The sequence below is a fragment of the Paraburkholderia sp. Ac-20347 genome, assembly GCF_017104805.1.
GTDB lineage: Bacteria > Pseudomonadota > Gammaproteobacteria > Burkholderiales > Burkholderiaceae > Paraburkholderia > Paraburkholderia tropica.
This window is the reverse complement of record NZ_JAAGPN010000063.1, coordinates 1-24,517: the sequence shown is the minus strand read 5'-3', so window position 1 is coordinate 24,517 and position 24,517 is coordinate 1. Positions and strand designations below refer to the sequence as shown.

At 64.9% G+C, this 24,517-nt stretch carries 20 protein-coding genes and 1 pseudogene; 7 read left to right on the top strand and 14 right to left on the bottom strand.

From position 1 onward, the window contains the following. Positions 1-104 precede the first annotated feature (104 nt). Complete coding sequence (locus G3N97_RS14740) at positions 105-881, top strand: SDR family oxidoreductase (RefSeq protein WP_205993918.1); 777 nt, start codon at positions 105-107, stop codon at positions 879-881. Positions 882-972: 91 nt separating this feature from the next. On the opposite strand, the gene G3N97_RS14735 is transcribed toward G3N97_RS14740, so the two are convergent. Further along, positions 973-2,100 carry a branched-chain amino acid aminotransferase gene (locus G3N97_RS14735; protein WP_205993917.1) on the bottom strand — a complete coding sequence of 376 codons (1,128 nt, stop codon included), beginning with the start codon at positions 2,098-2,100 and terminating at the stop codon, positions 973-975. Next, complete coding sequence (locus G3N97_RS14730) at positions 2,097-2,324, bottom strand: hypothetical protein (protein ID WP_205993915.1); 228 nt, start codon at positions 2,322-2,324, stop codon at positions 2,097-2,099. The genes G3N97_RS14735 and G3N97_RS14730 overlap by 4 nt, the downstream gene beginning before the upstream one ends. A 240-nt stretch (positions 2,325-2,564) precedes the next feature. Here G3N97_RS14730 and G3N97_RS14725 point away from each other — a divergent pair, with 240 nt between their 5' ends. Next, positions 2,565-2,981 carry an ASCH domain-containing protein gene (locus G3N97_RS14725; protein ID WP_241030581.1) on the top strand — a complete coding sequence of 139 codons (417 nt, stop codon included), beginning with the start codon at positions 2,565-2,567 and terminating at the stop codon, positions 2,979-2,981. A gap of 120 nt (positions 2,982-3,101) precedes the next feature. After that, a complete protein-coding gene (locus G3N97_RS14720; protein WP_205993911.1) occupies positions 3,102-4,046 on the top strand; it encodes a methyltransferase domain-containing protein in 945 nt (314 codons plus the stop codon). A gap of 305 nt (positions 4,047-4,351) precedes the next feature. On the opposite strand, the gene G3N97_RS14715 is transcribed toward G3N97_RS14720, so the two are convergent. The 7 genes from G3N97_RS14715 to G3N97_RS14685 all read right to left on the bottom strand — a co-directional run bounded on the left by G3N97_RS14715 (position 4,352) and on the right by G3N97_RS14685 (position 13,578). Further along, the gene (locus G3N97_RS14715; RefSeq protein WP_205993909.1) at positions 4,352-6,115 is read right to left on the bottom strand and encodes a sensor domain-containing diguanylate cyclase; all 1,764 of its coding nucleotides are present in this window, start codon (positions 6,113-6,115) and stop codon (positions 4,352-4,354) included. After that, entirely contained in the window at positions 6,112-7,242 is a 1,131-nt protein-coding gene (locus G3N97_RS14710; RefSeq protein ID WP_205993901.1) for an extracellular solute-binding protein, read from the bottom strand. Before G3N97_RS14710 ends, G3N97_RS14715 begins: the two co-directional genes overlap by 4 nt. A gap of 321 nt (positions 7,243-7,563) precedes the next feature. After that, positions 7,564-8,457, bottom strand: coding sequence for a rhodanese-like domain-containing protein (locus G3N97_RS14705; RefSeq protein ID WP_205993899.1), 894 nt, complete (start codon positions 8,455-8,457; stop codon positions 7,564-7,566). Further along, on the bottom strand, positions 8,454-9,665 hold the full coding sequence (locus G3N97_RS14700) for a phosphotransferase (protein WP_205993897.1): 1,212 nt from the start codon (positions 9,663-9,665) through the stop codon (positions 8,454-8,456). The genes G3N97_RS14705 and G3N97_RS14700 overlap by 4 nt, the downstream gene beginning before the upstream one ends. Positions 9,666-9,695: 30 nt before the next feature. After that, entirely contained in the window at positions 9,696-10,322 is a 627-nt protein-coding gene (pnuC, locus tag G3N97_RS14695; RefSeq protein ID WP_205993889.1) for a nicotinamide riboside transporter PnuC, read from the bottom strand. 51 nt (positions 10,323-10,373) lie between these two features. After that, a complete protein-coding gene (locus G3N97_RS14690) occupies positions 10,374-11,333 on the bottom strand; it encodes an ABC transporter substrate-binding protein (RefSeq protein ID WP_205993887.1) in 960 nt (319 codons plus the stop codon). Positions 11,334-11,382: 49 nt separating this feature from the next. Further along, positions 11,383-13,578 (bottom strand): TonB-dependent siderophore receptor, encoded by a 2,196-nt coding sequence (locus tag G3N97_RS14685; RefSeq protein ID WP_241030585.1) that lies wholly within the window; start codon positions 13,576-13,578, stop codon positions 11,383-11,385. A gap of 363 nt (positions 13,579-13,941) precedes the next feature. Between G3N97_RS14685 and G3N97_RS14680 the strand changes: the two genes are divergently transcribed. Then, the gene (locus G3N97_RS14680) at positions 13,942-14,838 is read left to right on the top strand and encodes a LysR family transcriptional regulator (protein ID WP_205993883.1); all 897 of its coding nucleotides are present in this window, start codon (positions 13,942-13,944) and stop codon (positions 14,836-14,838) included. Between the two features lie 51 nt (positions 14,839-14,889). Here G3N97_RS14680 and G3N97_RS14675 read toward each other — a convergent pair whose 3' ends face one another. Continuing rightward, positions 14,890-15,174 (bottom strand): hypothetical protein, encoded by a 285-nt coding sequence (locus G3N97_RS14675; RefSeq protein WP_205993882.1) that lies wholly within the window; start codon positions 15,172-15,174, stop codon positions 14,890-14,892. Between the two features lie 201 nt (positions 15,175-15,375). Here G3N97_RS14675 and tkt point away from each other — a divergent pair, with 201 nt between their 5' ends. Next, positions 15,376-17,421, top strand: coding sequence for a transketolase (gene tkt, locus G3N97_RS14670; protein WP_241030580.1), 2,046 nt, complete (start codon positions 15,376-15,378; stop codon positions 17,419-17,421). A gap of 63 nt (positions 17,422-17,484) precedes the next feature. Here tkt and G3N97_RS14665 read toward each other — a convergent pair whose 3' ends face one another. Then, the gene (locus tag G3N97_RS14665) at positions 17,485-18,612 is read right to left on the bottom strand and encodes an aminotransferase class V-fold PLP-dependent enzyme (protein ID WP_205993880.1); all 1,128 of its coding nucleotides are present in this window, start codon (positions 18,610-18,612) and stop codon (positions 17,485-17,487) included. 232 nt (positions 18,613-18,844) lie between these two features. Here G3N97_RS14665 and G3N97_RS14660 point away from each other — a divergent pair, with 232 nt between their 5' ends. Further along, complete coding sequence (locus tag G3N97_RS14660; RefSeq protein WP_205993878.1) at positions 18,845-19,303, top strand: surface-adhesin E family protein; 459 nt, start codon at positions 18,845-18,847, stop codon at positions 19,301-19,303. Positions 19,304-19,324: 21 nt separating this feature from the next. Here G3N97_RS14660 and ligD read toward each other — a convergent pair whose 3' ends face one another. Together ligD and G3N97_RS14650 are read right to left on the bottom strand one after the other, a co-directional pair. Then, positions 19,325-21,970, bottom strand: a complete 2,646-nt coding sequence (gene ligD / locus G3N97_RS14655) for a DNA ligase D (RefSeq protein ID WP_205993876.1) — start codon at positions 21,968-21,970, stop codon at positions 19,325-19,327. Between the two features lie 42 nt (positions 21,971-22,012). Continuing rightward, positions 22,013-22,859, bottom strand: a pseudogene (locus G3N97_RS14650) (Ku protein). Between the two features lie 173 nt (positions 22,860-23,032). On the opposite strand from G3N97_RS14650, the gene G3N97_RS14645 reads away from it, so the two are divergent. Next, the gene (locus tag G3N97_RS14645; protein ID WP_205993870.1) at positions 23,033-23,185 is read left to right on the top strand and encodes a DUF6496 domain-containing protein; all 153 of its coding nucleotides are present in this window, start codon (positions 23,033-23,035) and stop codon (positions 23,183-23,185) included. A gap of 55 nt (positions 23,186-23,240) precedes the next feature. Here G3N97_RS14645 and G3N97_RS14640 read toward each other — a convergent pair. Beyond that, positions 23,241-24,517, bottom strand: a 1,277-nt coding sequence (locus G3N97_RS14640; protein WP_205993868.1) for an ATP-binding protein, incomplete at its 5' end; no start/stop codon positions are given.

Here is a 24,517-nt window from a genome sequence, read left to right as displayed (position 1 = left end):
CCCGAGCACAATCAGGCAGAAATCAGGCGCGTTTCGGCATTCAAGCGCCCCCGCTCGCGTTCATAAAATCACGGTACACATTGACTGATGGTGAGAGGAAAACCATGTCACAGACGACTCAAACCCTTTCCGGCCCGATTGCGATCGTCACCGGCGGCAGCCGCGGCATCGGCCGCGATACCGTGTTGCGCCTCGCGGCGCGCGGCGTTCGCTCGATCTTCACGTACCGCTCGAACGAGCAGGAAGCGCAGGCCGTGGTCGCACTGACGAAGGAAGCCGGCGCGCCCGGCGTGGCGCTTCGGCTCGACACCGGCGTGGCGGCCGGGTTCGACGCGTTCGCCGCGCAGGTGCGCGACACGCTCGGCGCGATGGGCGCCCAGCGCTTCGACTATCTGGTGAACAACGCGGGCACGTCGTCCGCCGCGAGCTTTGCCTCCGCGACGGAAGCCGAACTCGACGCGCAGTTCGCCGTCCACTTCAAGGGCGTGTTCCTGCTGACGCAGAAGCTGCTGCCGCTGATGAACGACGGCGGCCGCATCGTCAATATCTCGTCGGGGCTGGCGCGCTTTGCGTTTCCGAATCGCGCCGTCTACGGTCCGATGAAGGCCGCCGTCGAAGCGCTCACGCGCTATATGGCGCTCGAACTGGGGCCGCGCCGCATCGCGGTCAACGTGGTCGCGCCCGGCGCGATCGCCACCGATTTCAGCGGCGGCATGGTCCGCGACAATCCGGAAGTCAACAAGGCGGTCGCCGATCACACGGCGCTCGGCCGCGCCGGACTGCCACAGGACGTGGGACCGGTGGTCGCCGGGCTGCTGTCGAACGATTTCGGCTGGGTGAACGCCCAGCGTATCGAAGTCGCGGGCGGGATTCATATCTGACGCGGGGTTTTGCCGCGCGTAAACGCAAAAGCGGCGCTCCTGGAGCGCCGCTTTGCTTGACCGCCTTAACGGGCGGCTCGACAACGCTGTCTTACTGCGCGGCGGTCACAGGCTGTGCTTCGACCGTGCGCACCCAGCCGCGCGAATCCGGCGCCTTGCCGCGCTGGATATCGGTGAGCAGCGTGCGCAGCTGGCGCGTGACCGCGCCTTCGCCGCCGTCGCCGATCTTGAACTCGCCGCCCGCGTGACGCACGGCGCCGATCGCCGTAACGACCGCCGCGGTGCCGCAGGCGAAGGTTTCCTTGACGCGGCCCGAAGCCGCATCGGCCTGCCATTCGTCGAACGCATACGGCGCTTCATTGACCGTGAAGCCCTCGGCGCGCGCCAGTTCGATGATCGACGCGCGCGTGATGCCGGGCAGGATCGTGCCCGACAGCGGCGGCGTGCGCAGCGAATTGTCGTCCATGACGAAGAAGATGTTCATGCCACCGAGTTCCTCGATCCAGCGATGCGAGGCGGCGTCCAGGAAGACCACCTGGTCGCAGCCGTGCGACGACGCTTCCGTCTGCGCGATCAGGCTGGCCGCATAGTTGCCGCCGCACTTGGCCGCGCCCGTGCCGCCCGGCGCAGCGCGCGTGTAGTTGTCCGACGCCCAGACCGTGACGGCCGACTTGCCCGACTTGAAATAGGGGCCGACCGGGCACGCGATCACGCAGAACAGGAACTCCGACGCGGCGCGCACGCCCAGATAGTTCTCGATGGCGAACATGAACGGACGCAGATACAGGCTGCTGCCTTCGCCGCCCGGCACCCAGGCGCGATCGATGTCGACGAGCGCTTCCACGGCGCCGACGAACAGGTCCTCCGGCAGTTCCGGCATCGACATGCGGCTTGCCGAAGCCTGGAAGCGCTTGGCGTTTTCCTGCGGGCGGAACAGCGAAATTTCGCCGTTTTCGCGGCGGTAAGCCTTCATGCCTTCGAAGATTTCCTGGGCGTAATGCAGCACCGCGCAGGCCGGATCGATTTCGAAAGCACGGCGGGGACCGACTTTCGCGTCATGCCAGCCGAGGCCTTCCTTCCAGCGGATCGTGACCATGTGGTCCGTAAACACCTTGCCGAATACGGGGTCAGCTAACAACGCGGTGATGGCGTCGGCGGACGTCGGCTGCGGGTGGCGTTCGAGGGTAAACTCGGGCTGGGGAGTGGCAGTCTTGTTCATGGCGTGTAAAAAAGCAGGAAAAATGCGCCCGTAATGGTCGGCGGCCCTCCAGTATGGCAATTTCGTCGCGGACGCGCCAGCGAACCCGCGTATTTGTGCAGTGCGGCAATTGCAGATTCGGCGTCGCAGCCTGCTTTGGTCAAGCGCTGGTGGATGGTGGGGCGACGGTCGGCGGCGGTTGCGAGTCGCCATTTACGCTGGAAGAATGCGCGATCCGCGGACATGCCTTGCGGCGTTTCCGGGCGGAACCTTGGGCGACGGCAATCCGGTCCGCTGGCTATTTGAGCCGATCAGCCAATTACTCAGGATTACCAGGGAAATCGACTCCGCCAAACGACTGCATCTGCGCCCTCTCAGATCACCCACGCTTAATTTGTCGGGATACGATGCTCTCTCGCCAGGAGCATTAAGTGAAGGAAAATGTAAGGAAGATCATCGCCGAGTTGGCTGCTCGCGGCATTCAGTTGCCCGACGGCGATATTCGTCTAGGTGGCTTCGGCGACTCCGAAGCGCTTTCCAATTCGCTGATCGACCTGATCGTCGCCGGCACGAAGCGCGCGACGTCCAGCCTGCTCTGGTCTTGGGACTTCGACAACGAAACGCTTCCCAGAACGGGCGACGTCGAAATCGTCCTCGACTGGCAGGGCTCTCCCGCCTTGATCCTCCGGACCACGCGAGTCGACATCACGCCGTTCGATTGCGTGACGGCGGATTTCGCGGCCAGCGAAGGAGAAGGCGATCTCTCGCTCACGTACTGGCAAAACGAACATTGGCGCTTCTTCAGCGAAGAATGCAGGCGAATCGGCCGCGCGGCGGATGAGACCATGCCGATCGTCTGCGAGCGCTTTGAAGTGCTCCACGCGCTGACGCCCACGCAATGAATTGATAACGACCGCCATTCCCGCCCCGATCCCATGTAAATCCCTACTCGTCCCGCACTACCTCATGTCGCCGCAACCCTCACGGGTGCGGCTGGTTTTGCACGAACAGGGAATTGATCCATGGAACTCAATCCGGACACAGGCGCGCTCGCGCCCTCTCCGCAGCTCGCCCATTCCGAAGAATGGTTCGGCGCTTATCGCGACTACTGGTGGAACGCCGATTTTCTCGACTTGATGGCCCAACGCTGGCGACTCGCTCATCGTCACAGTCTGCTGGATATCGGCTGCGGCCAATGTCACTGGAGTCGATTGCTCGCGCCGCGCATGGCGCGAGGCGCGCACGTGAGCGCGCTCGATCGCGATGTCAAATGGGCGGCGGGCGACACTGCCATTGCATCGGCATTCGCAGCATACGGCGCGAGCGTCGCGTTTCGACAAGGCGATGCGCAAGCGTTGCCCTTCGCCAACGACAGCTTCGACGTCGTGACCTGCCAGACCGTACTGATCCATCTCGCCGATCCGCTCGCCGCCCTTCGCGAAATGCGCCGCGTCGTGCGGCCCGGCGGCATCGTGATCTGCGCCGAACCCTGCAATCTGGTGCAGGCCGCCCTGGCGAACGCGACGACCACCGACCGGTCGATCGACGAGCTTTGTGACGCGTTTCGTTATGCGCTGCTGTGCGAGCACGGCAAGCGCGCGGCCGGAGAAGGCGTGTTATCGCTCGGCGACCGCCTGCCGCGTTTGTTTCAACTCGCCGGGTTAACCGGCATTCAAACCTGGCTCTCGGATAAAGCCGCGCCAATCTTGCCGCCTTACGACGACCACGAAACGCGCGTGAATCTGGCTGAATTGAATGCGGCGAACGACGATGCTCGCGCGGCGTTGTGGGAAAGCCAGGTCGACAATTGGGTCGCGGCGCTGCATGACGTCGAGGCACAGGCGTTCGTGGCCGGCATCCACGCAAAACGCGCGGAGAGCCAAAGCGAATTGCGCACGCTGATCGATGCCCAACGCTACTGGGACAGCGGCGCAACGCTCACGTACCTGGTCTCTGCGAGTAAATAACGGCGAGATGCGCGGGCAACACGCCCGCGCATTCGACATGCCGAAGTCCACATACGGCGAGCGCCGGGCGGACGAAATAAAAAGTGCCAGCAGTAGCTGGCACAAGCCGATCTTGCCGGGGAAGCAAACACGGCGGGGAAATCAGTGAACCGAATTAACTGTTCGGTACAAATCAGACCCGAGTGTAATCGCGGCGCTTCAAAAAATCCATGACGCCCCAAATTTGTTTTGTAACTCGCGCGAATAAACATCAGACGAAGCGCGATTCATTCGCACGACACAAATCACTCGAACGAACGGTTGTCTTATTCGATGTCGCGTAGCGCGCGTGATTGATCAGCCGTATCCCCCGACACATTCATGCGTTCCCGATAGCGAACGCAATCGGCACCGGGCAGCGTCTTGGCGATATACATCGCGGCATCGGCCTTCGCCAGCAATTCTCCGGCGTGGTCGCCATCGGCCGGAAACTCACTCACGCCGATGCTCACGCCCACATTGACCGAATGCGCGCCGACGGGCACGGCCAGATGCATCGCAGCCTGAATGCGCGCCGCCGTCGAGTCGATCGCATCGGGCGATTGCACATCGCCGGCAAGAATCACGAACTCGTCGCCACCGAAGCGCGCGACGATGTCCGTTTCGCGCAGCGCCGCGCGCAGACGTTGCGCCACCACTACGAGCGCCGCGTCGCCGGCGGAGTGACCGAAGTGATCGTTGATCTGCTTGAAGCCGTTCAGGTCGACGAACAGCACCGCCAGCTTTTCGCCGCCCGGCGCAGCGCGACCGATCGCGAATTCGAGCTGATCCATGAAGCGCATGCGGTTTGGCAGCCCCGTCAACGGATCGTGCCCCGCGAGATGCGTCAACTCTTCCTGACGCGCGCGCAGCTCGTGCACCTGCGAGCGAATCTCGCTGCGCATGCGCTCGAAGCAGCGCGCGAGCACGCCAATTTCGTCCGAACGTGCAACGGGCAGACGTTGAATCGCCGCGTCGTCGAAGATGTGCGTCACGGCATGGGCCAGCGTGCGCAGCGGCCGCACCAGCGCGCGTGCAAATAGCATCGCGAGCACGATCGCGATGACGCTCGATATCAGCGCGAGCCACACGATCTGCGCGCCCAGCGCGTTGGCCGGTTCGAGCACGTCGCTGAGCGGCCGCGCGAGTCCGAGCGTGACGAAGCGCTTGTCGTCCACGACGCCGTACGGCAGGCGCGCGAACGCGAATACCTCGGCGGGCGGCTCGTGCGCGTGCGCGAAGCCGTTAAACGTCACGGTCGACTGGCTGCCGTCGAAGAGCGCCGTGGTGAGCGGGAACGTCTTCTGCATCAGCACACGCCGTCCACGCGCGAAACCGAAGGTCTGCGACGGGTCCGGATGCACGAGAAAATCGCCCCACTCGTTCGCCATATACACCGCGTAATCGGACGGCAAATCGCGCTCGATCCGCTCGAACACGCGCGTCAAATCCACGTCGATCACGAGCACGCCGATGTTGTTGCCGCTCGTATCGGCGACGGGCGTGCCGATGCGCACCACCGGCTGATCCGGGTCGGACGCCACGCCGCCCTCGAGTCCGATCTGCGAAAGATAGACGCGCCCCGTATCCGCGATCAGCGTATCGAACACGTACGGAAACTGGCCCTTCTCCTGCAGATCGTCGTCGGGCACGACCATGACGCCGTGCTCGCCACGCGCAACGCGCACGCGTTCGAGGCCGAAATGCGAGCGCGAAATCAAACGGATCTGCCGATACTCGGGATGCTGCAGCATGAAGCCGACGAAAACCTGCTTGAGCCGCGTGCTGCCAGGCCCGGACGCATCGCCGAGCGCAACCTGCACCGACGACGGCAGCGTCGCGAGCACGAGCGCGTCGGCGGCGACGTCACCGAGCGCGGCGGTGAAACGCTGGCCGAGCAGCTGCGTCGAGGTCAGCAGGCTGCGCTCCGCCTCGCGCATGAGCAGCCGGCGATTGGCCTGATACGTCGAATAGCCGGTCGCGCCCGACGCCAGCACGCCGATGCACACCAGCAGAATCGAGAGCCTCGCCGTCAACCCGAGCTTGATCATTGCGGGAAGGTCCTCAAGCGATCACCCGATTCGATGCGTTGCCAGAGCGCCTCGCGCTGGCCGATGCTCTCGACGAGTTGCAGCCAGACCAGCTTCGGCCCCGCATCGGATGCGGCGCCGGGCACGGGCGTCATCGTGTTCGCGAGCCCTTCGCGCTGCGTCAGTTGCTTGCCGATCTCCGGCTCCTGCATATAGTCGAGCCATTGGTGCGCGAGATCCAGATTGCTCGCGTTGCGCGTGATCGCCCAGCAATCGAGCCACGCGAGCGCGCCTTCGTCGGGCATCACGTAGCCCACATCGACGCCCGCCTTGCGCAACTGCTCCACCTGCTGCGTACCGTAATTGCCGAACATCAGCGCCGCGTGATGCTCCACGAACAGGGCCGTGGCCTCTTCGGGCAGCGTGTAATAGGTCAGAAGATTGCGCCGCAAATTCACGAGTTCGCGTGTGACGGCGCGCATCTGCTCGGGCGTCAGATGAAACGGATCGGGATAGCCCAGCGCGAGCGCCGCGAACGAAAAGTTGTGCTGCGCGCTGTTGAAATCGAGCACCTTGCCGCGATAGCGCGGATCCCACATCACCCGCATCGAGCGCGGCGCGACCGGAAACTGCTTGCGATCGTAGATAAGTCCCATCGACGACCAGGTGAACGGAATGGCGTATGCGTGACCGGCATTCACAAGTCCGCGAATGTCGGAAAGATGCTGAAAAAACGGCTGCTGCCAGCGACGGTTGGGAATTTTTTTCAGGTCGAGCGCGCTCAGCATGCCCGCCTGCGCGTAGCGCGCGATCTCGGCGGTATTGGCGGCCAGCACGTCGAAAGGCGGCGGCACGGCGCTATGCATCTGCGCCCACAACGCTTCATCGGAATCGACGATGGTGACTTCGACCTTGGCGTGGAAGCGCTTTTCGAACGCCTGGACCCAGTCGTCGTCGGCATAGCCGGGCCACGCGAGCACGCGCAACACCGACTGGCGCGGCGTGTTGGAGTCCGCAAGGGTGCCGGTCCAGAGAAAGCTCAAGCCGAGAATGAAAACGGTAACGGGCGTTACCCATCCACGCTTGCGACGGCGACTGCCCGCACCCGGAATGACCCTGCCAACGACGGTAGTGAAGCGTCGCCACATGTCGCCAACTTATTCGATACCGTTTTAAGGTTCCGCGTCGCGCGGTCCCCTTTTTGACAGAACGAAGACATGGCTTCGCTCGCCCCCGATTCAAAGCGGGAAGCCGATTTCGAATATCACAAGCGCCGGATTCCCGACGCATATTCTATCGAAGAAAGAAAATTAGAATATGCGTTTCGGGTTTTTATCCACATTGGAGAAAATGTGGTCGTTTTAAATCGGCGATTCGTGTAGCGCGGATTGCTGTTTCGTGGATGGAATGGTGGTGGTGTGGAAGTGTCATTGCATTGGCGATGAATACCCATCGCGCCATCCATCGACTCAACGCCCCTTCGCCACCACCATCGCAAGCACCGGATCCGCCGCCCATTCCTGCAACGATCCATCGTAGATCGAGACATCGTCGCGGCCCGTCAAAGTCAGTGCGAGCGCATCCACGGCGGCTGAAATTCCGCCACCGCAATACACGCAAACCGGTTGCGAGCGATCGAGCGCGCCCAGCGTCTCGCGCAAAGCCGAAACCGCCGCGTACCGCCCGCCGTCATCGAACAGCCCGCGCGCAGGCACATTCAAACTGCCCGGAATATGCCCGCGCCGCGCATAGCGGCTCGCTGAAACACCCGAGAACACCTCCGCCGATAACGCGCACACCAGCGTGCTGCGGACCGTCCCCGCCACGATCGCTTCGACATCCGCGCGGTCGGCCCACATGCCGGCGCGCTCGCGCACCTCGATATGCCCACGCGCCACGGCTCTCCCCGGCCCGCTTTCGACCGGCAGATCCGCCGCCCGCCACGCGCGCCAGCCGCCATCGAGCACACGCGCATCGATGCCGATCCAGCGCAGCATCCACCAAAGCCTGGCGGCCCAGAATCCATCGGCGCGATCGTAGATCACCACGCGCGACTCGTTGCTCACGCCGAGCGCTTCAAGGCCGCGTGCGAGCGCGGACGGCGCAGGCCGCATGAACGACAGCGTTTCATGCGGAGCGCTCAATGCGGCGCTCAGATCGGCGTGACGCGCGCCCGGCACACGTTGCGCGAGCCAGCCGTCATGACCGCTCGCCACGCGGTAATCGCCGTCGAAACGCGGCGACGGCAATTCCACATGCGCATCGAGCAGCACCAGATCCGGCTCGCCTAACTCGCGCGCGAGCGCCGCCGCTTCGACCAGCACGGCGGCGCGACGTGCATCGTGTGTCTGCTCATGACTCATACCTGGTTATCCTGACGATATCGATTTCGTAACCACGCAAGCAGACGCATTCCGTCCTCGCCCTCGAACCAGCGCGCGTGACCAATCAGATAGCCGTCGTACGCAGCGTTCACGCCCGTTTCATCGCCGAGGATATCGTCGAAATACTCGACTTCGAGCAGAGCGAATTCGGTGTGCACGATCGGCAGCAGCGCGATCAGCGCTTCGTGTTCGGCCTCGCTCAACGGCGCGAGCGACGCGTAGCCGTCGAGCAGCGCGGCGATCTGCTCGTACTGCACCGTGCACGTCGCGGGCGCGGCGAGCCAGTCGATCGTGTTGCGTTCGATGGCAAGCGCGAGATCGTAGACCGCACAGGTGCGATCCGCGAGACCGAAGTCGAGCACCGTGCGCACCTGCGCGCCCGGCGCGGCGTCGGTCCACAACAGGTTCGACGCGTGCCAGTCGCCGTGCGTCCATTGCGAGCGAAGCGCGGGCAGCCACGGCACGAGCCGCGCGTGAGCCGGCGCAATCACCTCGGCGATATCGGCGCGCCAGTCGTGTTTGGCCAGCGAGCGCGCGAGGCCGGGCTGCGCCTGCACCCAGGCGTCGAGCGCCGGTTCGAGCGTCGGCGAACTCAGCACGCGAAAGCTCGACAGCAGCGGCTGCAACGCGCGCGCGGGCGCGTCGTAATCGGCGGCGGCCAGGTGCAGACGCGCCAGCGTGCGGCCCGCCGACCACGCGTGGCTCGCGTGAAAAAACGGCTTCCACGACATCACGCCGCGATACGCATCCAGTCCCGGCGCGGCCGCGTGCACCTCCCACGTCCAGCCGTCCTGCGCGATGGCCGTGCGGCCCGCGCGATCCGCGAGCACCTCCGCGACCGGCACGCCGCGACTGCGCAGATGCGCGATGAAACCATGCTCTTCCGCGAGGCCCGCCGCGCTGCGCAAACGCGCGTGATGACGCTTGACGAACCACGCGCGGCCATCGAGCGTATGCGCGAGCACCGCCGATGAAAACGGCCGTGGGCTGTGCCACGCGATCTTCGCGAGCGGCGCGAGATCGGCGTAACCGGCGAGCAGGCGCTCGACTTCGTCACGCGTGATGAGCGGCCAGTCGCGCTCGGCCTTCTCGCCGTCGACCGTGAATTGCGGCGCGGCGCGCGTGGCGGCGTCGTGCGTATCAGCGTTCGCGTTTGCAGCGCGGTCGTTATCGTGATCGTGCTTCATGATGTCGATGATCTCGTTGGCGCGGCCGCATCAAACCCGGCTGCCCGACGCCGCATACGCGGTCTGCTCGGCATCGGCACGCAACGCGCGCGACCAGTCGCGCCAGCCGAGCGCCGCGAGCAGCAGGAACAGCGCATACAGCCCCGACGTGAGATACAAGCCCTTATAGATGAACACGCCCACGTAGATCACATCGACCACGATCCACAAGGTCCACGACGCGATGTAGCGCCGCGCGGTCCAGTATTGCGCGACCAGACTGAACGCTGTGAGCGAGGCATCGACCCAGGGCAGCGCCGCATCGGTGAAATGCGCCATCGCCGCGCCGAGCAGCACGCTGCCGATCACCGCCGCGAACAGATCGGGCGCGAGACGCGCGAGCGTCAGACCGCCGACCGGCACGACCGGCTGCGCGTCGTCGCTCGCCTGCTGCGCGCCGCCGCGCTGTTGCGCGAGCCAGCGGTGCCAGCCGTAGAGTTGCAGCACGGCGAATGCGCCTTGCAGGAGCGCATCGGAATAGAGCCGCGCGTCGAAGAAGATCCAGCCATACAGCGCCACCGAGGCCAGCCCGATCGGCCAGCACAGCATCTTGCGGCGCGCCGTGAGCCAGATGGCGAGCGCGCTGACGATAACGCCGATGATTTCGAGTGCGGACATGATGTGTAGAAGGTTCCTTGCCGGATAGCAGTCGTACGTGCCGATGCTTGCTTATGCTGACTTATACGTGCCTGACTGCCGCGTATCGTCGGGCAGAAAGGCGTTGGTAAACGCGTGCGGACTCTGCGAGGCGTCGCGCAGCACGCCATGCCGGCCGAGCCATTGCGCGTAAGGATGCACGAGCGCCTCGCGCTGCACGCCCCACGTGCCGTCGTGCGTCCACGTGGGCGCGATCAGCGGCAGCGAGCGCTTGAGCAACGCGCGCGGGAAATACGGAATCACGCGCTCCAGCGACGGCAACGCCCGCTCGGGCTCCTGCGCGACCGCCAGATAGCCGCGTCGCGCCGCCGCCAGATAGCCGCGTCGCGCCGCCGCCAGAAACCCGCGCACGAGTTCGCCGCGCGTTTCCAGCGTGTCCTCGTGCGCGCCGAGCAGATAGCTATGATAGGCGGGCGCGCCGATTTCATCGACCGGCCAGATGCGCCGCTCGTCGTCCGGCACGCGCGAGGCGAACAGCGTGTCCCATGCCCAGTAGCTGCCGAACGAGGCATCGGCCTCGCCGTCGAGAAAGCTTTCGGGCGGCAGTTCGCGCACGCCGCTATCGACGATGGTGATCGCATCCGGATCGCCGCCGTCGTGCGCCACGAGATGGCGCACCATCGCCATGCCGCGCGGCGTCGGGTTCAGCGCGAGACGCCGTCCCGCCAGATCGCGCGGCCGTTCGATGCCGGTGGCCGCGACGGTCTGGATCGTCTCCAGCGCGCGATGGTTGATCGCCGCGATGCCGACGAGCGGATGGCCCGCCTCGCGCTGCACGAACAGGCGATTGCTCGGGAACACGCCAAAGTCCACGTCGTGGCGCGCGAGATGCGCGAGCGCATCGCCGCGCGCCGGGTCGGGCACGACGATCTCCACGTCGAGTCCCGCCTCGGCGAACCAGCCTTCGTCTCGCGCCACATAGAAGCCCGCCGCATTCGTCCACGGATGGAAGTACTCGAGCATCAGGGTCATTCAGGTCATGTAATTTCTCCAGAGGCCATGGCCACGCGAACGGAAGTCATCAGAAGTCGTACGTCACGGACAGACGCGCCGTGCGCGGCGCGCCGAGGAACAGATACGCGTCGCCCTGCTGCTCGCCCGCATCGCTCCAGTAGTAGCGGTTGAAGAGATTGTCGACCCACAGGCGCACCACCGTGCGATGGCCCGCGAGCTTCGTCGTATAGCGCGCGCCCGCGTTGAACACAATCCAGCCCGGCACGCGCGCCGTGCCTTCCTCGTTGGCGTTGCGGCTCGAACTGTATTCGATGCCGCCGAGCAGATCGAATCCCGCGAGGCCCGGCACCGACCAGTCCGCGTTGAGCGCCGCGCGCAAGGCCGGCACGTTGATGACCTGATGCCCTTCGTACGCGGGCGTGCCCGAATCGTAGGCGCGCGCGCGAATTGCCGCGACGCTCGCCGTCACCGACACGCGCTCCGTCACGCGTCCCGACGCCGACAGCTCGATGCCGTCATGACGTTCCGTGCCGCGCTGCACGAAGGTATAACCGGCCTCGGACGCATCGGGCTGGGCATACTGGAACGGCTTGCTGATCGAAAACACGGCAGCGGTGAGGCTCAGGCGATTCGCCCAGTCGTACTTCGCGCCGATTTCATACTGATGCGACTCGACGGGCGGCAAGAACGCGTAAGCATTGCTCGCACGCACGGGCGCCTGATCGCCGAGCGACAGATCCTTGCTGTACGACGCATAGAGCGAGAGCGGCGCGATCGGCTTGTAGACCAGCGCGATCTGCGGCAGCAACGCCGATTTGTCGGTGCCGGTCTCCGGGCCGTCCTGGCTCGTCCACGCTTTCTGGCGCAAAAACACGGCGCGGCCGCCCGCGAGCACTTCCCAATGTTCGCCGAGACTCACGCGGTCGGTGGCGAACAACGAGTATTGCCACGCGTCGAGTTGCGGATACGACACGCTCGGCGAATTCGGTGACGGCGCGAAATCGACATCGTCGCCATAGATGTTTTCGCTGCCCACGTAGTCGTAGACCGCATCGGACAGATGCACCACGCGATGCAGCGCGCTCGTGCCGAACAGCACGTCGTGGCGCAGCGGACCGGTCGTGAATTTGCCGTCGACGGCCACGCGCATTTCGTCGTTGCGGCGATATTCGCCGGGGCTGCGATAGTCGTAGACGTCGTAATCGCCGTTCGAGCTGAAGAAGTACGGCGAGGTGCCGCCCGCGCCGCAACTCGATACGTAGTAGCAGCCATACGCGAACGCAACGTTATCGTCGATCATCGTTCGGCTGCGGCCGGCCGCCACATACGCGCGCCAGTTGTCGTTGAACGCGTAGTCGAAGCGGCCGTTGATGTTGAGCGCGTCGGTGGTCACGGGCTTGGCCCAGGACTGCGCGCCCAGCAGTTTCGACGACGACACCGCCGACGGCACCACCGTGCCGCCCAGCAATTGATAGCCCGACGCCGAACGCTGAATCCACTGCTGGAATTCCGCGTTCAATTGCAGGCTCGCGCGCGGGTCGATGTTCCAGTCCGCCGCGATCGAGCCGAATGTGCGCCGGCCGTTCGTGCCGTCGATGTACGAATGCATGTTCTCTTTCGCGGCATTCACGCGCAGGCCGAACTGATCGTCGGGACCGAAGCGTCGCCCGAGATCCACGGCCGCCGATGTCGAGCCGCGGCTGTCCACGCCCGCCGTCACGCTCGCCACGTTTTCGGGGCGCTTGCTCACGTAGTTGACCACGCCGCCCGGCGAAATCACGCCGCTGTCGATGCCCGCGAGACCCTTGAGGATCTCCACGCGCTCCTTGTTTTCGAGCGCCACCTGCTGTTCGCCGGACAGCGTGAGACCGTCGAGCCGATAGGCGCTCGCCGGATCGAGCGCGAAGCCGCGAATCGAAAAGCCCTCGTAGTAGCCGACCGGCGCGTAATCCTTGTTCACCGAGGCGTCGTTGCGCACCACGTCGCTCAGACGTTTGGCCTGCTGATCATCGATCTGCGCGCGCGTGACGACCGTGATCGACGCGGGCGTATTCTGCAGCGACGCATTGTCGTAGCCCGCGACCGACGCCGTGCGGGCGCGCCATGCGTTGCCGCTCGCGCCATTGACCGTGACGGTCGGCAACACCGCGTTGCTTGCCGAGGCGGCCACGGGCGGCGCGGCTTTTTCAGCCGGTTTTTCGGCTTTTGCCTGCTCCGCCTGATCGCTCAACTCCGTGGTGGCGGCGATCACATTCGCGGCCATCAAGCTCAAGCCCAGACCGACGCCAACGCCCACGCCCAGACGCACAGGCCGCGCGAATCGCCGCGCCACGACGCGCGGTACGGATGCCGCGCGTGATCTCCCCGAATATCGTTTCATGTATTTCCTGCTGATGGCTCCGCCCTTGAACGAATCACGTAACGATTGCGTTGACACGCATCGAACCGTATCCATATAGGGGTCTTTGGAATAACGAAATCACCGTTTGCAATATATGAATTGCATGGCACTCCGACTCAAATGTGCCCGCTATACTGCGCGAAACGGCATTCGAACATAGCCGCGCCGCGCGGTCCAATGACTTGTTGTCGTTGTGGTGATAACCGGCGGTGATAACTCGCGGATATGAACTTCCATTTACTCAAATCCTTCGTCACGCTCGCGAACTCGCTGCACTTCGGCACCGCTTCGCAAACGCTCAATCTCTCGCAGCCCGCGCTCACCAAACAGATCAAGCGGCTCGAGGACGATCTCGGCGCGCCGCTGTTCCATCGCGACCGTCACGGCACGGCGCTCACCGAACTGGGCCGCTACTTTCTCGGCGAAGCGCGGCCGCTGGTCGAGCAGGCCGAGCGCGTGTTCTCGCAGGGCAAGCGCGCCGCGCGCGGCGAAGTCGGCCGCCTCGCGATCGGCTACAGCTTCTCGACGGTGGAGACCGTGTCGCGCGTGCTGCCGCGTTTTCGCGCGCGGTTTCCCGACGTCGATGTCACGCTGCACGATCTGTCTTCGGCGGAACAGATGGAACGGCTGCTCGAAGGCAGCCTTCAGGCGGGGTTCGTGCGTCTGCCCGTGCAGCCCGGTCTCGCGCACCGGCGCATTCTCTCCGACCGGCTCGCGCTCGTCGTGCCGCACACGCTCGCGCACGCCATCTCCGGTTTCGACGTCGAGGCGCTGCGCACGCTGCCGTTCCTGATGCTGCAACGCGCGCGTGCGCCGGGCCTGCACGATCACATCGTCCGTTTCTGCGCGTCGCGCCGCTTCGAGCCGCGCTCCGTGCAGCACGCGAACGAGTCGCTGACGATCCTTTCGCTGGTCGGCGCGGGGCTCGGCGTGTCGATCATGCACGAGTCGGCCTTGCATTCGCCCGGCGACAAGGTCGTGTGCCTGCCGATCCACGATGACGACGCCCGCTGGGACGTCGGTCTCACGTGGCGCGACACGGGCGCCGATTCGATCGTCGAGAACTTCGTGGCGCTGCTGCCGGAAGCCGACGAGAAGGCGTGGATCTTACAGGAAAGCTGAAGCGGCGGACCGGCCTTCGGGGGTCGCCGGACTCGCCGCCGGTGTAGCGTTTCACGCGCCGGGCTTCCCGCCGGGCTTCCTTTTGACCGGCGGGCTGTTGTGGCCGCGCGCGCCGGACGGCAGCCCTTCGTCGCCCGATCCCAGCGGCACTTCGGCCGTCTGCTCGGGGTGCGGGCCGCCTTCGCGCGGCATCACGTCGGGATTCGGTTCGGGCTGATCGAAGCTGCCCGGCGCGCCGCGCGCGGGCTTCGCGGGCGGCTGATCGCGCGCATTCGTCGCGCGGGTCGAATGCGCTCCCGCTTCATCGCGGTCCGCCGACTGGGTATCCGGTTCCATGATGCGATGCCCTCCTGTGGCAAAACGTAAGCTCATCGCCGCATGACACGTTCCCGTCGCCGCGCGCCGAAGCGGCGTATCGTCACTGCTTGTCACCGGATTCAGCACGCCCGACACCCGCCGCAACGGCACGCAACTTGCGCGACTGCCTATCTGCCATTCGCGCCATTCGCCAATCCGCCATTCGAAAGAGGACCTCCCATGACCGACCAGACCGCCAGCGGCAGCGCGCCCGCGCACGCCATTCCATCGCCCCGGGACCCGCATCTGCGCGCGATGGCGAACTGCATCCGCTTTCTGTCGATGGATGCGGTGCAGAAAGCGAACAGCGGCCACCCCGGCGCGCCGATGGGTCTGGCCGACGTCGCGACCGTGCTGTTCCGCGACTTCCTGCGCTTCGACGCCGCCGAGCCGCACTGGCTCGACCGCGACCGCTTCATTCTCTCGAACGGCCACGCGTCGATGCTGCTTTACAGCCTGTTTTATCTGACCGGCTACAAGGACATCACGATCGACGAATTGAAGCGCTTTCGTCAGGTCGGCAGCAAGACGGCCGGGCATCCCGAGTATTCGCACGCCGCCGGGATCGAAACCACGACCGGGCCGCTCGGCCAGGGCATCGCGAATTCGGTCGGCATGGCGCTGGCCGAGCGCATCCTGAACGCCAGTTTCGGCGACGAACTCGTCGATCACCACACCTACGTCTTTCTCGGCGACGGCTGCCTGATGGAAGGCGTAAGCCAGGAAGCGATCTCGCTCGCCGGCCATCTGAAGCTCGGACGCCTGATCGCGTTCTGGGACAACAACTCGATTTCGATCGACGGCGCGACGAGTCTCGCGGTCTCCGACAACGAAATCGAGCGCTTCCACGCCTCCGGCTGGCAGGTGCTCGACATCGACGGCCACGACACCGACGCGATCCGCGACGCCATCACCACCGCGCGCGCGACACAAGACCGTCCGACGCTGATCGCGTGCCGGACGATCATCGGCTTCGGCTTTCCGACCAAGGCGGGCACGCAGAAAGCGCATAGCGACGCGCCCGGCGAAGAGGAAATCGCGGGCGCGCGCAAGATTCTCGACTGGCCGTCGCCGCCGTTCGAGATTCCCGACGATCTGTTGCGCGAGTGGCGCGCAATCGGCGCGCGCGGAAGCGAGGCGCGGCTCGCGTGGAATGAACGCGTCAAGCAGGCGCCGCCCGCGTTGCGCGACGAATTCACGCGCCGCAACGAACACCATCTGCCGCCCGACTGGAAATCGGCCATCGCCGCGGCGCGGCAAGCCTTCGTCGAAAAAGGCGAGGCGATCGCCACGCGCAAAGCCAGCGGCGAAGTGCTCGACAAGCTCTTCGACGCCATCCCCGAACTGCTCGGCGGGTCCGCCGACCTCACGCCGTCGAACAACACGAAAACGAAGCATCAGGTCGAGATCAAGCCCGGACACTATGCGGGCTCGTACGTCCACTACGGCGTGCGCGAGCACGGCATGGCTGCGGCCATGAACGGCATCGCGCTGCATGGCGGCCTGATTCCCTACGGCGGCACGTTCATGTGTTTCTCGGACTATTGCCGCCCGGCGATCCGCCTGAGCGCGATGATGCGCATCCGCTCCGTCTTCGTGATGACGCACGATTCGATCGGTCTCGGCGAGGACGGCCCGACGCATCAGCCGGTCGAGCATCTCGCGGCGCTGCGGGCGATCCCGCAACTCGCCGTGTATCGCCCCGCCGATCCGGTCGAAACGGCGGAATGCTGGGAGCTGATTCTGGACAATCCGCGCCGCGCCGCGCTGATTGCGCTGTCGCGCCAGCCGGTGCCGCTGCTGCGCAAGGATGCGAGCGGCGAGAACCGCTCGGCGCGCGGCGCGTATGTGCTGCACGAAGCCGAAGGCGGACCGCGCAAGCTCACGTTGATCGGCACCGGGTCGGAACTGCAACTGGCCGTGGCGGCGCGCGAGATTCTGCAGAGCGAAGGCGTGCCGACCGCCGTGGTGTCGATGCCTTGCCGTCTGCTGTTCGAAGAACAGGATCGCGATTATCGACGCGCCGTGCTGGGCGATTCGCCCGCGCGAGTGGCCGTGGAAGCCGCCGTCGAGCTGGGCTGGGATCGCTATATCGGACCCGAAGGCCGGTTCGTCGGGATGCATAGCTTCGGCGAGTCCGGCAAGATCCAGGACGTGTACGCCAAGTTCGGCATTACGACCGATGCGGTCGTGAAAGCGGCGCGCGAATCGCTCGCGTCGTCGTAACGCAAAAGGCAAAAGGGGCAGGCGCGCACGCCTGCCCCTTCAAACATCGTGTGAAACACGAACTCAGTCGATCGTGTTCAACGCCTTCGCGAAGCGTTCGACCGCGCCGTCGATGTCGTGCAGTTTATCGAGCCCGAACAAGCCGATACGGAAGGTTTTGAAATCGGCCGGTTCGTCGCATTGCAGCGGCACGCCAGCGGCGATCTGCAGGCCCACGTCGGCGAACTTCTTGCCCGAGCGGATGCCGTCGTCGTCGGTATAACAGACCACCACGCCCGGCGCTTCGAAACCTTCGGCAGCCACGCTCCGGAAACCCTTCTGCGCGAGCAAGGCGCGAATGCGCGCGCCGAGTTCGAGTTGTTCGGCCTGCACTTTCGCGAAGCCGTAGGCTTCGGTTTCCTTCATCACGTCGCGCAGTATCGCGAGGCTGTCCGTGGGCATCGTGGCGTGATACGCAAAACCGCCGCCCTCGTAGGCTTCCATGATCTGCAGCCATTTGCGCAGATCGCACGCGAAACTGGTGCTGGTGGTCGAATCGATACGCTCGCGCGCCAGCGGGCTGAACATGACCAGCGCGCAGCACGGCGACGCGCTCCAGCCCTTTTGCGGCGCGCTGATCAGGATGTCGACGCCGCTCGCCTCCATATCCACCCACACCGTTCCCGACGCGATGCAGTCGAGCACGAACATCCCGCCCACGGCATGCACGGCGTCGGCGACGGCGCGCAGATACGCATCGGGCAGCAGCATGCCGGACGCGGTTTCCACATGCGGCGCGAAGACGAGATCGGGCTTGTGTTCCTGGATGGCGGCGACCACCTCGTCGATGGGCGGCGGCGCAAACGCGGCCTGGCGCCCCGATTCGACCGGACGCGCCTTCAACACGACCGACTCCGACGGGATGCTGCCCATATCGAAGATCTGCGTCCAGCGGTAGCTGAACCAGCCATTGCGGATCACCAGACATTTTTTATTCGTTGCGAACTGCCTCGCAACGGCTTCCATGCCGAACGTCCCGCTACCGGGAACGATCGCGACGGCCTTCGCGTGATAGACCTTTTTCAGGCTCGCGGAGAGGTCACGCATGACGCCCTGAAAGCGCTGCGACATGTGATTGATCGAGCGGTCGGTGTACACCACCGAGTACTCGAGAAGCCCTTCGCGGTCGACATTGGGAAGTAAACCAGGCACGCTCGCCTCCGTTAAAGGATGAACCATCAGAGCAGCATTCGCGCTTCGATCATGCCGCGACGAAGATCGATTCTAGCGAAAGCCGGCGATGCGTGGGGATGGTGCGACGCAGCAGATCCGGCGTGCGGATTCTCGCGCGCTGCCGGCGAAACCGCTTGCTTCCGCAACAGGCGCTTACAATGGCGATCGCTCGTCGCCGCCCCGGCAAGCCGACTTATCCGCAGAGAAACCTATGAGTACCGAAGCGTCCACCTCGCGCCGTTCGCCGCGCGCCCTGTTGCCCCGCTCCGCGCAACGATTCCTGACCTGCCTGGCGCTGGCCGTGGCCGCGCCCGTGGCCCATGCGGCCACGTGGACCACGGTCGGCTCGGTGCCCAATACGTGGACCGAATCGGTGGACACGTCGTCCATCGTGCGCGAAGGCGCGATCCGCCGCGCGTGGGTGCAGATCCGCTACGACCAGCCCACGGCCGTCGCGCGCGGCGTCGCGCCCGCCTCGTTGCTCAAGCAACGGGTGGCGTTCGATTGCACGAAACACCAGGCGTCGTTGATGACGCGCCTGAGCTACGACGCGCAAGGTCAGTTGATCGATCGCGTGGACATGATGCCCACGGTCGGCGCAGGCAAGTTCTTCGACGTCGATCCCGACACCGAATGGGACAACGCACTCACCGCCGTGTGCGCGCATTGAGCGCACAGAAGCGCAAGGGCGTCATTCGCCCTTGAGCAGCTTCCACATGGCCGCGGTGATGCGTTGCTTCGCAGCGGCATAGTCGTGCCACGGATCGGTGCGCAGCGCGTCGAGCCGTTCATGCAGATTCGACACGTTCCACTGATCGCCGCTCGTCACGCGCGGCAGTTCATCCCACGCGATCGGCGTCGAAACGCCGAGACCCGGACGCGCGCGCGGCGCGTACGCCTCGATCGCGGTCGCGCCGCGCCCGTTGCGCAGATAGTCCACGAAAATACGGCCCTTGCGATTCTGCGGCCCCATCTTCGCGCTGAAACGATCGGGTAGCGTCGCGGCCATATGCCTCGCCACCGCCTGCGCGAAATCCTTCGCTTCGTCCCAACTGCTGTGACGCGTGATCGGCACCACGACGTGCAGCCCCTTGCCGCCGCTCGTCTTGCACCACGCGCGCAGACCGAGCGCTTCGAGCAATTCGCGCGTGAGTTGCGCCGCTTCGCGCATGCGCGCCCAGTCGAGCGACGGATCGGGATCGAGATCGAAAATCAGACGGTCGGGCTTCTCGATGTGGCTCGCGAGCGCGTTCCACGTATGCAGTTCGATCGTGTCCATTTGCGCGGCGCCGATCAGCGCCGCGAGACTGTCGAGCGTGAGCAGCGGCGCGTGTCCGGGGTCGAGATCGGCATGTTGCGTGGCATGCGGAATCTGCAGCTTGTTCGCATGCTTCTGGAAAAACAGTTCGCCGTCGACGCCCTTCGGCGCACGCACCAGCGCGACCGGACGATTGCGCAAGCCCGGCAGCAAATGCGACGCGATCCATGCGAAATACCGCACGAGGTCGATCTTGCGCGTACCGCTGCGTTCGTCGATCACGCGCTCGGGATGCGTGATGCGCACGCCTGAAACTTCGTCTTCCACGTTGGCTTCCTTGTTGATCGCGTGTGCAGGCGACGATGCACGCGCCTTCACTTTCACGGGCTGGGACTGCGGCTCGCGCACGATCGATGCCGCCGCCTTGTCGCGACGCAGCCCGACAAACGACGCCTGACGCACCACGCCCGCACTCGTCCAGGTCTTGAAACGCACTTCGGCCACGAGTTCCGGTTGCACCCAATGCACATTCGCACGCCGTTCGGCTGCGGGCACATCGGCAAACGGCGTGGTCTTGCGCGTCCGCGTTTTCAACTCGCGCGCGAGTTTTTCCAGCATGGCCGTATCGAAACCGGTGCCGACGCGACCGGCATAGTGCAACGCGCCCGCCTCGTCATACACGCCGATAATCAACGCGCCGAAGCCTGTGCGGCTGCCCGCCGGTTCGGTGTAGCCGCCAATCACGAATTCCTGCCGACGCGCGCATCGCAGCTTGAGCCACGACGCGCTGCGCGTGGACGTATAGACGCTTTCGCGTCGTTTCGCGACCAGACCTTCGAGATTCGCGCCACATGCCGCTTGCAGCAAATCGTCGGGATCGCCGTCGAATGCAGCGGAAAAGCGCAGCGCGTCCTGATCGCCGCGTTCGAGCAAGGCGGCAAGCTGCGCGCGCCGCGTCTCTAACGGCACCTTGCGCAGATCAAAACCGTCGAGCCAGGGCAGATCGAACAGCCAGAACACGATGGCATCCGCATGCCCTTCTTCGAAGGCGTTTTGCAGCGCCTGAAAATCCGGCACGCCTTGCTCGTCGAGCACCACGGCCTCGCCGTCGAACCACGCGGAATCGATATCGAGCGCGGCCAGCGCTTCGATCTGACGCGGAAACTTCGCGCTCCAGTCGAGACCGCTGCGCGTGAAAATCTGCACAACGTGCCCGCCTTTCTCACCATGATCGACGCGAGCCAGCACGCGATAGCCATCGAATTTCAGTTCGTAGAGCCAGTCTTCGCCTTTGGGCGGTGCGTCGGCGGGCGTGGCGAGTTGAGGCGAGAGCGTTTGCGGTAAGGCCGCGCGAACCGCGCCGCGCAGCTTGCCAGGCGCGGATTGATTCAACGGTTTTGCAGCGGCTTTCGAAGCGCGTTTTTTCGCGTCGTTCGAATCGGCCAACGTGCTTTTCATCTTCACCGCATCGCGCGCTTTCGTTTTCGGCGGGGTCTTTTCACGCTTCTTGGCAGGGCCGTTTTTCTCGCCGTGCTCGTCCGTGACCTTGAACGCGTCCTCGCTCACCGCATCGTCGTCGCGTTGTTTGATGAGGAGCCAGCGCTCCTGCTTGCTGTCGCCCATCGGGCTACGCACGAGCGCCCAGCCGCCGTGCAATTTGTCGCCATTGAGCGTGAATTTCAGATGGCCATGCGCGTAACCCTCGCGCGCGGCGCGCATGCCGCCTTCCGGTTGCCAGCTGCCGTGATCCCAGATCTCGACGGTTCCCGCGCCATAATGCCCCGCCGGAATCGTGCCTTCGAACGCGCCATATTCGAGCGGATGATCTTCGACGTGCACCGCGAGCCGCTTCACCGTCGGATCGAGACTCGGGCCTTTCGGCACCGCCCACGACTTGAGCGCGCCGTCGAGTTCGAGCCGAAAATCGTAGTGCAGACGCCGCGCGTCATGACGCTGAATCACGAACGACGCGCCGCCGTTGCGACGCGCGCGCCCGCGTGTCGGCGCGGGTTCAGGCGTTTCATTGAAGCGTCGTTTTGCTTCGTAAGCCCGCAGATTGCCCGATAGATTGCGCTTCATCGCCGCCATCCCGTTTCATTGCGCAGCATTCGCGCAACATCGTCACGCCGCGCGCTTCCCGCGCCGCGGCGCGCTCTTGCGCGGCGGCGAATCGTTGCTCGCCGCGCCATTGCGTTTGCCGAGGCTGCGCTTGAGCAGATCGGAAAGATCGACGATATCGGCGCTGCGACGCTCGTGCGCGGGCGCATGCACCTGCTCCACTTCGTGCGCCTTGCCCTCACGCACCTTGCGCTCGACGAGCGCGAGAATTTCGTCGCGATAGGTGTCGTGATACGACTCCGGTTGCCACTCGGTCGTCATGTCGTCGATGAGCTTGCGCGCCATCTGCATCTCGTGCGCGCTGACGCCCGCTTCCTTCGCGGATTTCGGCAGCGCGGGAATCGCTTCGTCCTCGCGCACTTCGGTCGACCAGCGCAAGGTCTGCAACGCCAGCGCCGGACCGGTCGCGACCAGCGCCGCCAGATGCTGACGGCTGTGCATCACCACGTTCGCAATGCCGATCTTGCCGCTCGCCGCAAGCGCGTCGCGCAGCAGCGCATAGGTCTTGCCCGCGCGCTTGTCGGGCGCGAGCCAATACGGCGTGTCCAGATACAGAAACGAAACCTGGGCGGCTTCGACGAATGCGAGAATATCCACGGTCTGCGTCGCTTCGGGACTGGCCGCTTCGATTTCCTCATCGGAAATCACCACGTACGCGCCCTTTTCGTATTCGTAGCCGCGCACGATGTCGTCGCGCGCGATAGGCTTGCCCGTGCGTTTATTGATGTTCTGATGACCGACCGGATCGAAGCTGCGCCGGTCGAGCAGACCTTTGCGTGGCCGGATAGAGTTCGACGGGCACGTACACCAGCCCGAAACTGATAGCGCCTTTCCAGATTGCGCGCGGCATGATGGCCTCCTGTCGCCTCGTCGGGCATGGGGAATCTGCATTGAGCAAACACGATGCCCGCCGTGCGCATCAAGTCGTCCGCGCAGATGTCTCGAAACGTGCGCGCGGCACGCGGCGTGCGTGCGTGAACGCGTCATTCCTCAACATAGCCGCTATCTGCGAAGGAGGTCGTCATGCCGCTCAACAAAGGCAAATCTCGCGAGGCCATTTCGAAGAACATCAAGACCGAAATGAAGGAAGGTAAATCGCAAAAGCAGGCGGTTGCGATTGCCTTGAATCAGGCGCGTAAATCGGGCGCGAAGATTCCGAAGAAACCCAAGCATTGATCCGATCATCAGACGGAAAACAACGCGGCGCGTTTGAATTCACGCGCTGCAAACATCATCGACCGGCCTTGGCGAGCGCGTGACGCAGCGCGTCGAGCGTCGCCGGCTTGACGAGATGGTCATCGAAACCGGCTTCGAACGCACGCGCGCGATCTTCCGGCTGGCCGTATCCCGTCACTGCGATCAGCGCGATGTGCGCAAGATCCGGCGTCTCGCGCAGACGCTGCGCCATGTGATAGCCGTCCACTTTCGGCAAGCCGATGTCGAGCACGATCGCATCCGGCGCGAACTGGCGCGCTGACGCGAGCACGGCGTCCGAGTCGTACACCGCCGTGGCCGCGTGGCCTTCCGCTTCGAGCAGCATGACGAGCGAGTCGGCGGCATCGGCGTTATCGTCGACGACCAGCACGCGCAGCGGGCCGCGTTGCTCCAGCGTAGCGTCGGGCTCGGCTTCGAGCGGCGACGCATCGCAGTCGGCCAGCGGTACTTCGAGCGTGACCGTGGTGCCGCGCCCCACGCCGTCGCTCGTCGCGTACGCATGCCCGCCATGCATCTCGATCACCTTCTTGACAAGCGAAAGCCCGAGACCGAGGCCGCCTTGCGCGCGGTCGAGCGTGCGCTCGCTTTGCACGAACAGGTCGAAGATATGCTCGATCAGTTCGGGCGCGATGCCCTGCCCCGTATCGCGCACGCGCAGCACGCCGAAGCCTTCGCGCTCGAACGATTCGATCCGCAATTCGCCGCCTTTGCCGGTGTATTTCGCGGCGTTCGTCAGCACGTTGACGAGACATTGCACGAGCCGCTGCGGATCGCCGTCCACGCGCGCCGCGCCCTCGCTCGTCACCGTGAGCCGGTGCTGCCGCTCGCGGATCAGCGCATCGACGCTCTCCAGCGACTGCGCGATGATCTCCTGCAGCAGCACGCCGCGTTTGTTCAACTGCACGCGGCCGAGCGTGATGCGCGACATGTCAAGCAGATCGTCGACGAGACGGCTCAGCACCGCCGCCTGGCGGCGCAGGATTTCGATGCAGCGCGCCGCCTGCGGCCCGGTGAGTCCCTCGGAACCCAGCCGGTCGGCGACATGGCGGATCGGCGCGAGCGGATTGCGCAGCTCGTGCGCGAGCATCGCGAGAAATTCGGTTTTCTGACGATTCGCGGCTTGCAGCGCCTCGCGTCCGAGCGCGCTCGCGACCACCGCCTCCACGCTCGCCGCGACGAGATCGAAAAACGCGCGATAGCTCTCGTCGAGCACGCAACGCGGACTCACGCCCAGCACCGCAATCCCGCAGATATCCTGTACGCCCGCGCGGCGCAGCGGAATCGCCAGCGCGA